The 12,130-nt window shown below is 43.7% G+C and carries 15 protein-coding genes; 5 read left to right on the forward strand and 10 right to left on the reverse strand.

What is annotated here, in order from left to right; all coding sequences use genetic code 11:
- Positions 1-22: 22 nt before the first annotated feature.
- Both VRU48_RS01230 and pyrE read right to left on the reverse strand, forming a co-directional pair.
- Positions 23-421 (reverse strand): SRPBCC family protein, encoded by a 399-nt coding sequence (locus VRU48_RS01230; protein WP_330106113.1) that lies wholly within the window; start codon positions 419-421, stop codon positions 23-25.
- 45 nt (positions 422-466) lie between these two features.
- Positions 467-1,129, reverse strand: a complete 663-nt coding sequence (gene pyrE, locus VRU48_RS01235) for an orotate phosphoribosyltransferase (RefSeq protein WP_330106114.1) — start codon at positions 1,127-1,129, stop codon at positions 467-469.
- Between pyrE and VRU48_RS01240 the strand changes: the two genes are divergently transcribed.
- The gene (locus tag VRU48_RS01240; protein ID WP_330106115.1) at positions 1,128-1,739 is read left to right on the forward strand and encodes an NUDIX hydrolase; all 612 of its coding nucleotides are present in this window, start codon (positions 1,128-1,130) and stop codon (positions 1,737-1,739) included. The genes pyrE and VRU48_RS01240 overlap by 2 nt on opposite strands.
- 56 nt (positions 1,740-1,795) lie before the next feature.
- Here VRU48_RS01240 and coaD read toward each other — a convergent pair whose 3' ends face one another.
- Positions 1,796-2,257, reverse strand: a complete 462-nt coding sequence (coaD, locus tag VRU48_RS01245) for a pantetheine-phosphate adenylyltransferase (RefSeq protein WP_330106116.1) — start codon at positions 2,255-2,257, stop codon at positions 1,796-1,798.
- A 178-nt stretch (positions 2,258-2,435) separates the two neighbouring features.
- Here coaD and VRU48_RS01250 point away from each other — a divergent pair, with 178 nt between their 5' ends.
- The gene (locus VRU48_RS01250) at positions 2,436-3,851 is read left to right on the forward strand and encodes a sialate O-acetylesterase (RefSeq protein WP_330106117.1); all 1,416 of its coding nucleotides are present in this window, start codon (positions 2,436-2,438) and stop codon (positions 3,849-3,851) included.
- Here VRU48_RS01250 and VRU48_RS01255 read toward each other — a convergent pair.
- Both VRU48_RS01255 and VRU48_RS01260 read right to left on the reverse strand, forming a co-directional pair.
- A complete protein-coding gene (locus VRU48_RS01255; RefSeq protein ID WP_330106118.1) occupies positions 3,844-4,383 on the reverse strand; it encodes an RsmD family RNA methyltransferase in 540 nt (179 codons plus the stop codon). The genes VRU48_RS01250 and VRU48_RS01255 overlap by 8 nt on opposite strands.
- Positions 4,374-5,198, reverse strand: coding sequence for a DUF3822 family protein (locus VRU48_RS01260; RefSeq protein WP_330106119.1), 825 nt, complete (start codon positions 5,196-5,198; stop codon positions 4,374-4,376). Before VRU48_RS01260 ends, VRU48_RS01255 begins: the two co-directional genes overlap by 10 nt.
- 183 nt (positions 5,199-5,381) lie before the next feature.
- Here VRU48_RS01260 and VRU48_RS01265 point away from each other — a divergent pair, with 183 nt between their 5' ends.
- Positions 5,382-6,830, forward strand: a complete 1,449-nt coding sequence (locus VRU48_RS01265; protein WP_330106120.1) for an ATP-dependent DNA helicase — start codon at positions 5,382-5,384, stop codon at positions 6,828-6,830.
- Here VRU48_RS01265 and VRU48_RS01270 read toward each other — a convergent pair.
- The 3 genes from VRU48_RS01270 to VRU48_RS01280 form a co-directional block, all read right to left on the reverse strand.
- On the reverse strand, positions 6,827-8,032 hold the full coding sequence (locus VRU48_RS01270) for a sensor histidine kinase (protein ID WP_330106121.1): 1,206 nt from the start codon (positions 8,030-8,032) through the stop codon (positions 6,827-6,829). The two genes, VRU48_RS01265 and VRU48_RS01270, sit on opposite strands and share 4 nt — an antisense overlap.
- 253 nt (positions 8,033-8,285) lie before the next feature.
- Positions 8,286-8,489 (reverse strand): cold-shock protein, encoded by a 204-nt coding sequence (locus tag VRU48_RS01275; protein WP_199139091.1) that lies wholly within the window; start codon positions 8,487-8,489, stop codon positions 8,286-8,288.
- A 325-nt stretch (positions 8,490-8,814) separates the two neighbouring features.
- A complete protein-coding gene (locus VRU48_RS01280) occupies positions 8,815-9,645 on the reverse strand; it encodes a CvfB family protein (protein WP_330106122.1) in 831 nt (276 codons plus the stop codon).
- 155 nt (positions 9,646-9,800) lie between these two features.
- On the opposite strand from VRU48_RS01280, the gene VRU48_RS01285 reads away from it, so the two are divergent.
- Both VRU48_RS01285 and VRU48_RS01290 read left to right on the forward strand, forming a co-directional pair.
- Positions 9,801-10,403, forward strand: coding sequence for an LURP-one-related/scramblase family protein (locus VRU48_RS01285; RefSeq protein ID WP_330106123.1), 603 nt, complete (start codon positions 9,801-9,803; stop codon positions 10,401-10,403).
- 118 nt (positions 10,404-10,521) lie between these two features.
- Positions 10,522-10,743 carry a hypothetical protein gene (locus VRU48_RS01290; RefSeq protein WP_330106124.1) on the forward strand — a complete coding sequence of 74 codons (222 nt, stop codon included), beginning with the start codon at positions 10,522-10,524 and terminating at the stop codon, positions 10,741-10,743.
- A gap of 63 nt (positions 10,744-10,806) precedes the next feature.
- Here the strand turns inward: VRU48_RS01290 and VRU48_RS01295 are convergent, their stop codons facing one another.
- Positions 10,807-11,226: a DUF983 domain-containing protein gene (locus VRU48_RS01295; protein WP_330106125.1), complete on the reverse strand. Its 420-nt coding sequence runs from the start codon at positions 11,224-11,226 to the stop codon at positions 10,807-10,809.
- Positions 11,213-12,100 (reverse strand): AraC family transcriptional regulator, encoded by an 888-nt coding sequence (locus tag VRU48_RS01300; RefSeq protein WP_330106126.1) that lies wholly within the window; start codon positions 12,098-12,100, stop codon positions 11,213-11,215. Before VRU48_RS01300 ends, VRU48_RS01295 begins: the two co-directional genes overlap by 14 nt.
- Between the last annotated feature and the right edge of the window lie 30 nt (positions 12,101-12,130).

Below are 12,130 nucleotides of genomic sequence, written 5' to 3' on the forward strand. Positions count from 1 at the left end.
TTTTATGATTTAGTCTTGGCTATTAACCCAATACTTCTTTTAGTCTTTTGGTTTGGTGGTCTGCCAGTTTTTGCAGCGGACCAGCGGCCAACATTTTCATCATCATGTTCAAATCGGCCGAAATAATGTGTTTGGCCGTAGTGCCTCCGTTGGCGTTGGGTTCCACTGTCCATTTCAGTTCTACATCAAAAGGTGCTTTTTCTGAAGGAACGGCCACAATTTCGCTGTTAGGGATGCGGTTAGCAATTTTGATGGCCAATTTTGCCATGTTTTGGATGGTAAAGCTGGCTTCATCGGCTGTAGACGACCAATTATAGATGTTTTCGGGCATTAACTGTTGGTGATTGTTCAAATCTTCCAAAAAATTATAAACCTTGTCTATAGGCAAATCTAGTTCAACGGTACTTTCAATAATGGTCATAAGTATGTTTTTCTTTTAGGTCTCGAAAAATCGTACCAAATTTTGTTATTCTGCGTCAATGGCAATGTCTTTGCCCCAAATTGCTGGAGCTTCGCGCCATTTGTTCAACAAATTGATTTCGTTTTGGGCAATGAAACCGTGCTCGGCCGCATAGCTGATCAACGTAGGATAGTTAGATAAGGTAGAATAACGGCATTTGGCGTCGGCAAAGTTTTGGTCGGCTTGGTCAAATCCATAAGTGAAAATAGCCACCAAACCCGCTACCGATAAGCCGGCGGCACGCAAAGCCTCTACAGCCTGCAGGCTGCTTTTGCCAGTAGAAATCAAATCTTCGATAACCACTACGCGTTGGCCTTCAATAATTTCGCCCTCAATCAAGCTTCCGGTGCCGTGCTCTTTGGCTTTAGAACGCACGTAGATGAAAGGAAGGCCCAGCTCTTGGGCAACCAAAACACCTTGCGGAATTCCGGCAGTAGCCACACCTGCAATCACGTCAACTGCACCATATTCTTCTTGGATCAGTTGCGCAAGCTTTTGGCGGATGTAGGTTCTAACGGCAGGATGCGACAATGTAATTCTGTTATCGCAATAAATAGGAGATTTCCAACCCGAGGCCCATGTAAATGGATTATTAGGTTGTAATTTAATTGCTTTAATTTGTAATAAAAATTCAGCTACCTTTAATTCAATATCACTTTTATTATACATGGCCCAAAAATACAGAATTTATATTAACGATAACACCTTGTTTATCGCAGATACTGTACCCAGACAAATAGATAAAATCCAACAGCTTGATACAGAGGATTTTGATTTTCAAACATTTTATAGAAACCTCAAACTGAGCAAGCAGAAAAATTATGTGCTGATCAGCAAAAAGCCCCAAGAACTTTTTCAGGCCATCAAGAAAAAGCTGACCATTATCAAGGCGGCCGGCGGACTGGTAGAGAATGCCAACGGCGAATTTTTATTTATTTTCAGAAATAAAAAGTGGGATTTGCCAAAGGGAAAGGTAGAAAAAGAAGAAAAAATCAAAACTGCTGCCGTAAGGGAAGTAGAAGAAGAATGCGGCGTTAAAATAGAAAGGCGCGATGACCGGCTCTGCAAAACCTATCACGTTTACGAACTAGGCAACAAGCTGATCCTCAAACGTACCAGCTGGTATAAAATGTGGGTAAAAGGCGCACCTAAACTCATACCGCAGAAAGACGAAGGCATTACCAGCGCTGTTTGGGTTAACCCTTTGGGCATTCAGGGCAAGATCAAAAATACCTATCCCTTGATTTTGGATGTGCTAAAGGCCGAAAACCTGGTGTAAAATAAAGCGAAAAATAGCTGGAATTGTTTCCTCGCTTAATTCTTTCCAGTCGCCTATTATAAGAATGCCAATGCTTCTTGAGGTACAAAAGGAGCCACATTGCCTTTGTTGCGTAAAATATCGCGAACAATGGTAGAGCTAATGGCCGAAAATTCGGGTTTGCTGAGCAACAGGATGGTTTCTACATCAGGCATCATGGTTTGGTTGATTTGGGCAATGGCGCGTTCATATTCGAAATCGGCCGCCGAACGTATGCCCCTGATCATGTATTTAGCCTCTATTTTGGCACAAAAATCAACCGTCAGTCCTTCGTAAAGCTGTACTTCTACGTTGCTGGCCGATTGAAAAACGGTTTTGACGATTTCTTCCCTTTTTTCGGCCGACAAAAAATTCTGCTTCGAGCTGTTCAGACCAATTCCTACCACAATGCGGTCAAATAAGGGCATTGCCCGCTTCAAAATATCGACGTGAGCAATGGTAATCGGATCGAATGAACCTGGAAATAGCGCTATTTTCATAACCAAATATATCACTTTGTTAACGAATGGGAAAGATTTGGCTGCGAACAGCCGTCATTTTGCTCATGCCAGGGTCTTGATTTCATTCAAATGGGTAAAAAAAAGAAGCAATCGGCTAATAAATCATTAGGATTAAATTGTTCGATTACGCTAATTTTAATCAACTAGATTTTTGAAGATGAAAAAAATATACTGGATACTGGTCTTGCTGTTTCTGATGGGTCGCGAACAAAGCATGGCTATGGTGCGTTTGCCTTCGGTTATAGCGAGCAATATGGTGTTGCAAAGGCAATCGAACGTCAATTTATGGGGCTGGTCTGATCCGGCCGAGAAAATCTATATCACCACATCGTGGAACAACAAAAAAGATTCGGTAACCGCCGATGGCAATGCACAATGGAAAATCAATATTCCTACGCCAGTAGCAGGTGGGCCTTACACCATTACCATCAAGGGCAATAACCAAATTGTGCTGTCTAATATCCTTATCGGCGAGGTTTGGGTATGCGCTGGCCAATCGAACATGGAATGGAGCAGCTATCAGGGCCTCAAGCAAATGTTAGATGAGCTTCCCAACAGTGCAAACGATCAAATTCGGTTATTTCAGGTGGCCAAAACCACAGCAAGCAATCCGCAAGACGATTGTGTGGGCCAATGGAAAGTGTGCGGACCAGAAAGTTTGAAAGGTTTTAGCGCCATCGGCTATTTCTATGCCAAGAAACTGCAACAAGAGTTGGGTGTGCCAGTAGGTGTGGTCAATGCCAGTTGGGGCGGTACGCCGGCAGAGGTTTGGACGGCAGGGGCTGTTGTGGAAGACAATCCGGTATTGAAAAATGCTTCGTCCAAACTCGAAAAATCGATTTGGTGGCCTACGCAACCGGGGCGTACCTATAATGCGATGATCAGTCCGCTAACCAATTTGGCCATTGCCGGGGTAATCTGGTACCAAGGCGAAAGCAATACGTCGACTAACAGCACGTACCAGGCCTTGTTTACAGCTATGATTGCCGACTGGCGGAAGCAATGGCAAAAAGAATTTCCTTTTTACTTTGTGCAGATTGCGCCTTACAAATACAATACTGCCCTTATCGGGGCCTTGCTGAGAGAACAACAGGCCAAATCGCTGGCGCTTTCAAACACAGGCATGGTGGTGATTACCGATCTGGTAGATGATGTAAACAATATCCATCCCCAAAATAAACTGGAAGTTGCCAACCGATTGGCCAAACTTGCGCTGTCAGAAACCTATAAAAAAGATATGGGCATAGTGAAAAGCCCCATGTTTAAGAAAATGGAGCACGCTGGCAACAAGATGGCACTGTATTTTGATAACGCGCCAAACGGCTTCATGGTAAAGGGCAATGCCCAGCCTAGCGATTTTTACATTGCCGGCGACGATCAAACATTTCTGCCTGCCGAAGTAAAGCTGGAAAAAGACAGGATTGTGGTTTGGAATAAAACGATCCAAAAACCGGTAGCCATAAGGTTTGCGTTCAGCAATACCGCTATGGCCAATGTGTTTAGTAAAGAGGGCCTGCCAGTAACGCCGTTCAGGACTGACGATTGGAAAGTAGAAACTACAGCGGTCAAATAACCGGGTCGAAAAAACTGAAGGAAGAATTGCCGTATTTTCTGGTATGCGAATAGCCGGGTTGTTGATCTAATTTAAGCAGTGGCGGATGCTCGACAATGAGCACGCCCTTGGGTTTGAGCAATTGGTTTTGAGCCACCAGTTGTGGCAACAGCGGAATATTGGGCAAATCGTAGGGCGGATCGGCAAAAATAATATCGTAACTGTTGTGTTCTTGCGCCAGGTATTTGAAAGCATCGGCTTTTTGGGCGTCAATTTCGCTGAGCTTGTATTTGTCGGCAACAGACTTGATCCAGGCTACGCAACCCGGGTGCTTGTCGACCGTTCTTACTTCCTTAATGCCACGCGAGGCAAATTCGATGCTTACGCTACCCGTGCCGCTAAACAGGTCGAGCACCGAGCATTCTTCAAAATCATAAGTGTTGTGCAGGATGTTGAACAGCGCTTCTTTGGCCATGTCTTTGGTTGGCCTTACCGGTAGTTTGGCAGGCGCGTTCAACTGTATGCCTTTTAATTTTCCGCCTATTATTCGCATTGATCTAGCGCTAGTAAATTGCTGTAGTAATGGCTGGGCATATCGTCCAGAATGCTTTGGTTTAGCTCGGGCTGTCCGTTAACAAATTGAAGCTGTGCAAAATATTTAGCCAGGCAATTGTAGCGCTCGTCGCCTTCGTGCACAATACCGCTTAAGAACAGCGAAGTTGCTTTCGCATCGATATCAAGCTGATTAAGCATCAACAAAAGATAATAGTTGAACTCGTCGAGGTTGTCGATTTCATAGTTTTGCTGAAAAACCACCTGCTTGTTTTTGAGGTAAAGTACCTGAAAAGAGTTGGCCGTAAAATCAAGCAGCAAGCCGGTTTCTCCAATATTTTTGGCCAAGGCCAACAAGCCTGCATCCAAGGTAAACAATTGGCTCAGGTTAAAGCTGTTCAGCGTATCTTCGGCAGTTTTGGAGAGGGCAAAAACGGTGGTAAATCCAAAATGGCTATGGGCCTGCTGGTAGAGGCTACCGGTATGCGAACCAATAAAATAAGGCGTATGGTTGGTCAATAGCTGTTCGCTATACAGATCGTTCGGAACCGCAATCACATTGGGCGTATGCACGGCCACTTTTACTTTTTGATAGGGCAAAGTAAGGTAATGGTCGGTTTTTAAGCGGTCGCTCAGTTTTTGAAGCCCATTTTCGCATTCCTGCTCGTCAAAAACAGCATTTACCTGTTGGGTTTCCTTATTCACGATGGCATAAGAAAAACTATCCTGGCCTACTTTGATCAATAAATTACAGGACGATGCCGTAGCGGGATCAAAATTGGGGTCGAGTAATAAAATGCTGTTGCTGCTGTTCATGTACAGACAAAAATAATTCTTTTTTCTATAAGAAGCGGTTTAAATTTTTGGCGACGAAAATGAACTTGGCTTGTTTGGGCCTAGAGGATGCCTAAAACCTTGTCAGCAGACAGGCGATAATGTTTAAACAAATTATTAGATAAATTTAACCGCTTTCTGCCAATACCGTTGCATCTTTGCTAAATGGATAAAGCCCACCTCATCGCCCAGTCGTATCCTTTCGAGCCAACCGACGAACAATTGGTGTTTTGCGCCAAGGCCAGCGCTTTTCTGGATAATCAGCGCACCGAAAAGTGTTTTGTGCTGCGTGGCTATGCCGGTACGGGAAAAACCACTTCGGTGGCGGCTTTGGTAAGGGCTTTGCCACAGTTCAGGCTGAATGTGGTGCTGTTGGCGCCTACGGGCAGGGCAGCCAAGGTAATCAGTTCGTATACCCAAAAAAAGGCCCTGACCATCCATAAAAAAATCTACCGTAAAAAAAGCGCCGTGAGCACCGAAATGGCTTTCCAGCTGGCGCCCAACCTGGCCAAAAACACCTTGTTTATTGTAGATGAGGCCTCTATGATTGCCGACGAATGGAACCAACAAAATGGGTCATCGTTTTTGAGGGATCTGATCGAGTTTGTTTATCAGCCCGGTGCCGATGGGAAGGATAAAAACTGTTCGTTGCTGTTTGTTGGCGATACGGCCCAGTTGCCTCCGGTAGGCAGCATCGATAGTCCGGCATTGAACGAAAAATACCTGAGCGATAATTTTCACCTCAACGTTGTTGCCGTCGAGTTGAAAGAAGTGGTGCGCCAGGAGAAAAAATCAGGTATTTTAGCCAATGCCACCATGTTGCGCAAACTGATTAACAAATACAGCGAGGCACAAAAGGTTTTGCCAAAGTTCATCACCAAAAATTACAAGGATATTTTTAGCATGACGGGCGTAAAAATGGTGGAGGGACTTGAATATGCCTATGGCAAATTCGGCTTGGAAAATACCTTGGTGGTTTGTCGTTCCAATAAATCGGCCAATGTGTACAACAACCAAATCAGGAGCCGGCTGCTTTACCGCGATGAAGAACTCAGTGGCGGCGATCAGCTGATGGTGGTGCGCAACAATTATTTTTGGCTTCCCGATAATCAGGAAACGGCCTTTATTGCCAATGGCGATATGGCCAAGGTAATCAGGGTACGTAGGGAAGAAGAGCGCTACGGCTTGAGGTTTGCCGAAGTGCAGCTGGAGTTTTTGGATTTTCCTGAAGTAGGTAGCGTCAGTTGCAAGGTTATTTTAGACACCCTACAGGCCGAAACGCCCAATTTACCCTATACGCAAAGCAAACAGCTTTTTGAAGGCCTGATGCTCGATTATGAGCACATCAGCAACAGAAAGGAAAAGATGGAAGCCATTAAGCAAGATCCCTACTACAATGCTCTGCAGATTAAGTTTGCCTATGCCGTAACCTGCCACAAGGCACAAGGCGGCCAATGGGATGCCGTATTTGTTGATCAGGGCTATTTAACCGATGACATGGTGGATATGGATTTCTTGCGTTGGCTGTACACTGCGGTAACCCGAACAAAAAAAGAGCTTTTCTTGGTTAATTTCTCCCCAAAACTTTTTGCTACGCAACAAGAAATAGATTAGGCCAAGGGGAGGAGGATGGTAAAGGTTGTGCCTTTGTTTTCCTCGCTTTTCATGAGCAACGTGCCCTTGTGTTGGACAATGATGCGTTTAGAGATATGTAGGCCCAAACCCACCGATTTTTCGCCCTTTAGACCGGTACGGCCCGCCTTAGAAAACTGATCGAAAACATGTTGCTGCAGTTTTTTCGGAATGCCGATTCCATAATCCATAATGGCAATGCACACGTTTTGCTCATGTACGCTCAATTCAATATCAAGCGGCTGTTCGGGGTCCGAGAATTTGAGACCGTTGCTGATCAGGTTGTCTATTACCCTTTCCATTTTAGAGCGGTTGATGTAGGCGAAGGCATTTTGGTCGGCTCCGATCAGGTTGAAGGTCCTTTGCTGGTTGCTGCTCCATTTTTCTAAAATCGACTGCAAAAAAGGAGCAACGGCTATCCGTTCGGTCTGCATAACCGGTTGGTCTAGCTTAACCGCCTCAATCAGGTCGTTAATGATTTCCTTGGCCTGGTGGGCTGCTGCCGAAATCATTCTGGCTTCGCTGTGCTGTTTGTCTTCGGCCAGCAGCAACTTGCTCAATGTTTCGATGTTGTTTAACGGATTTCGGAGGTCGTGCGCCACAAAAGCGAGAATTTCTCCTTTTTGGGTGTTTAAATGTTGTATTTCCTCGTTCTTTTCCTCCAGTTGCTTCAGCCTTACGAAATGCATCGACTTGAAATAATAGCTGTATCGTGAAGACCCCATCAAGATAAAACCTAAAATAAAGGCCGCAATTACGTTCATGATTTTTTCCTGAAAAGCAATTTTGGGCAATACCATGCTCAGGATAAACACGATGACCATAAAAATGGCAATGCCTAAAATTTCGCGGTATTCGATGGCGAAAAACAGGCTTACGCTTACAATGCCAATCAAAAACATGGTCAGCGTATTTTTGGTGTTGTGCAGCGAAACGGTATAGCTTACTCCAAAAGAGATGAGCAACACAAAAATAATGAAGCAGATGGTGAGCAATCGCCTTTGCAGAATGGTCCATTTGGTCGATTGGAGGGCGATGGTACTGAGCAGGTAAAAGATAAATGCGCCCGATAGCTGTATCCAATTGGCCAGAGAATGCTCGGCGTAGTTCTGTATCTTGATTACATCGGTATAAAAAACAAGACTTGCCAGCCGGGAGCAAAAAGCAATGACGAAAATAATCATGCTCAATACCTTAATTTGCCTCAAATTGGCCAAACTATAGAATTGCTTAAATGCAGCAGCGAATCTTTGAGGTGTCTTATACGTAAAAAAAGCTAGCAAATGACAACGGTTAGGGAAACCAAAAATACAAAAAACGATGGTGGCCGTGTGTAAATGTTCTGAAACTTTACAAAAAGGCCTGCTAAAAAAAAATGTCACCAACTTTGGTGACATTTTTTTCGCATCAAATAAATAAATAAAAAGTCTTTATTACTTATCCTGTTACTCTAACGTTGCTTGCTTCAGGGCCTTTTTTGCCGTCTTTAACTTCAAATTCAACTTGTTGGCCTTCTTTTAAAGATCTTAGTCCTGAAGATTGAATGGCAGAATGGTGGCAAAAAATATCCTTGCCGCCTTCCTCTGGTGTGATAAAACCAAAGCCTTTTGCATCGTTAAACCATTTTACTGTACCTGTCATAATTTGTTTTTATTAAATTGAATAGTGAAGATAACGATTTCGATAGAAAAGCCTAAAAAAAATTAACACAATTACATTTAAACTATATAAAGCCCATCAAAAAACGGCTTTTTAAAATCATTTGGAAAAGTCTTGCGAGCCTTTGTTCAGTTGTGGCGGTTTGATAACGAAAATGCTTGTACCACAGGTTGTTCAATAAAAAAGGTGCAGCCGTAAGACTGCACCTCACAAAAAAACTCCCTCAAGTAGATTCTACTCTTATTATTAATACGTTTGATTTGCGAAAAAGGTTTCCAAAACCCCAAAATATTTATAGCTATTTTGTTTAATCTGGAAAAATTATCCTAATCTCCTCATCGCCAATGCTGATGTTGCGCTCTTTGTAAAGGCCGCCGATGGCTTTTTTAAAAGCGCTCTTGCTAATTTGGAAACGTTCGTAAATGTCTTCCGGAGAGCTTTTGTCGCCTAACGGAATTTTGCCACCCGCTTCCCGCAGTGCTTTCAGGATAACGTCTTTGGTTTCCAAAATGTGGCCATAACCCATCGGCTGCAGGCTCAGATCTATCTTATTGCCAATGCGTATTTTCTTGATCCATCCCTTCCGTTGGTCGCCGGGCAGTAAATGGGCAAAAAGTTCGTTGTGGTACAACAAGCCAATGTACCTGTTGTTGATGATGGCATTATAGCCCAAATCGGTTTTTTCGCTGATGAGCAGGCTCACTTCGTCGCCTTCTTCAAAATCAAAATCTTCTTCTTCGATAAACCTGTCGAGCCTCGACGAAGCCATCAGGCGCCTATCGCCGTCAAGGTGCAGGTACACCACATAACCCTCGCCTTTGTGCATGGGCCTTTTTTGCTCACGCACGGGCACATACACGTCTTTACCGATGCCCAAATCCAAAAAGGCGCCATTCTCGCCCGAATCAACCGCCGTGAGGTAGGCAAAATCGCCCACTTCGGCAAAAGCATCTTGGGCTGTGGCCATCAAATCGCCGCTTTTGCTGGCGTAAACGAATACTTCGAGGTTATCGCCCACTTGCACGTTCTTGGGTACTTCGCCAAAGGGCAGCAAAACTTCGCTGTTGCCGTCTGATAAGCTTAGGCCATCTGCATTCTTGCCCACTATCCGTAAGGTATTGTATCTTCCTATTTCCATGTTTAAATCAGTTAAGCCATTTTCTTCAATAGCTGTTGCGGCAAAGTTAAGGATATTTAACCGCTATGCAGTTTTTAAAATTATCGGCGCGTTAATTTGCAGGATAGAAAAAATAATTATTTTAGACGCGTAACTGAAAACTTAAAAATCAATTAATGAACAATTCTATTCCTACTTTTTTCCTTGGCGATGAATATTTTATCGATGAGAAGGTGAACTTTTTGAAGTTCACAAACGAATACAAGGTATACAACGAACAAGGCGCACAAATCGGGATCATCAAGCAACGCATGAGCGGCTGGCACAAGTTCCTCACTTTGCTCATCAATAAGGGCATGATGCCTTTCCACCTGGAAATAACCGACGTAAACGATCAGTTGCAGGCTACCATTAGCAGGGGATGGACATTTTGGATGTCGAAAATTACGGTTACCGATCCGGCAGGAGTAGAAATTGGCCTCATCAAACAAAAATTCAAGTTCTTTAAGCCTACTTTTACTATTGACGATGCGGCCACCGGCGAAAACATTGCACAGATAACCGGCGATTGGAAAGCCTGGAACTTTGTAATCAAAGATGCCAAAGGAACCGAAATGGGTAAAATCAGCAAAAAATGGGCAGGCGCATTGAAGGAAATCTTTACCACAGCCGATAAATACAACGTGTCTATTGACCCCAATTATGCAGAAAATAAACAGAAAGTAGCTATTGTGGCCACAGCAATTACCATTGATATGGTGCTGAAAGAGAGCAAATAAGCAGGGGTTTTAATGGTTTTGCTGAAAAATGGCTTTTGCAGCGTTATTTTGACGATTTTGAGCAAACATATTTGGAAAAGCAGTTGTTGTAATAATAGTTTTTACAAATAACTGAGCCATGTATACAAAAACAGTAGAAAAATCAGCAAAAGCGACAACAGATTTGTCGAGTAAAGCTGCCCCAGAACCTCAAAGCGCTCACGCTACTCCGGTAGTAGAAAAATATGTAGAAAAACGTAAGGACAAGGCCGAAGAGCAAAGCCAGAAAGAGCAGGAAACTGCCTCTCAAACCAAAACGGTTTGGGACGAATGGGTGAGCTACAGATACGCCATTCTTTAAGTTAAGAAAGACTTGCGAAGTTTTTAAAGCTTCGCAAGTCTTGTTGCTAAACTTCGCAGCGCTTTATTTGGCGCTTCGCTCTGGCTCGTAATGCAACCCTGGCGATAGCCAATACAATAAGATCATTCGAGAATAACGGTAGTTGAATGGCGAAAATACCAAGGTAGAGCCGAAAAGCAGCGCTACAAAATACCATAGGTTATCGTATTCCAGTTTAAGCCCTAAAATATAGGCGGCAACGCTGATGGTTACCATTTCGGCCACGTTCATGGCATAGCTCACAAACATCGATACATAGAAATAGCCAGGTTCGCGCTCAAATTTCAATTGGCAGTGCGGACAAAACTCATTCATTTTTTGAGCCTTAAAGCCATAGGTAGCACCCGTAAATACTTTTCCAACCCTGCAGCGTGGGCATTTTGCATTGGCAAAACCATGCCATTGAGAGATATATAATCCTTTGGTGTCTTTATTTTGTTCCATGTGGTGTTGTATTTAATTTTCTGAATTTTTCGGGCGTAATGCCTTCGTATTTTTTAAAAAACTTGATGAAGTACGATTGGTCTGCAAAATTGAGCTTGGTCGCTATTTCGGCTACCATCAGGTCGAGGTTGATGAGTAGGCGCTTGGCTTCCAAAATAACACGTTCTCTGATCAGCGTGCCCGCCGATTGGCCCAAAAAATCGTTACAAAGCGCATTTAAGTGGTTGGGCGTAATGTAAAGCAGGCTTGCATACTGTTTGGGCAACCTCAATTGGGCATAATTTTGATCAATAAGGCGCTGAAAATTTTTCAAGAGCGTGTGGTTGTACGAGCTGCCCGGCGCGGTGTGCATCACGTTGGTGCTTCGGGCTACCTCTATAAACAAACGAAGTAGCAAAGTCTTCACCAGATCGTCGTTAATGGGCTTTTCGTTTTGGCCTTCCTTTAAAATATCCTCAAAAATGGCTACCAGTTTGGCCTGCGTTTCAGCCGGCAGCAAAATAACCTGCGAGTCGGGCTGACCGTTAAAAAAGCTGAAGTTTTCGAGGTAGTTGGGCTGTAGCAAAAAGCTGCTCAAATAATCGCTAGAAAAATTGATGATATAGCCATCAGGTACGGTTTCAAAATCCCAGCTGTGCACTTGCCCCGGCACCATAAAATAAATCAGGCCTGGCTTTACGCCAAAACGCTTAAAATCTATCTGTTGGCTGCCGCTGCCTTGCGTAAAAAAAACAAGATGAAAAAAAGAGTGGCGGTGTGCCGAATGCAGGTGCTGATGTTGCTGTGCATAATGGCCAAAACGGCTTACCAGAATGCCGTCATTCTTGTAGGCCTTAAAGTTTTGGATATCATAAACAGGAATATCATTTTTCATATACAAAGATACCAGTTTCGCGAACGCCAA

The sequence above is a fragment of the Pedobacter albus genome (assembly GCF_036324255.1).
Taxonomy (GTDB): domain Bacteria; phylum Bacteroidota; class Bacteroidia; order Sphingobacteriales; family Sphingobacteriaceae; genus Pedobacter; species Pedobacter albus.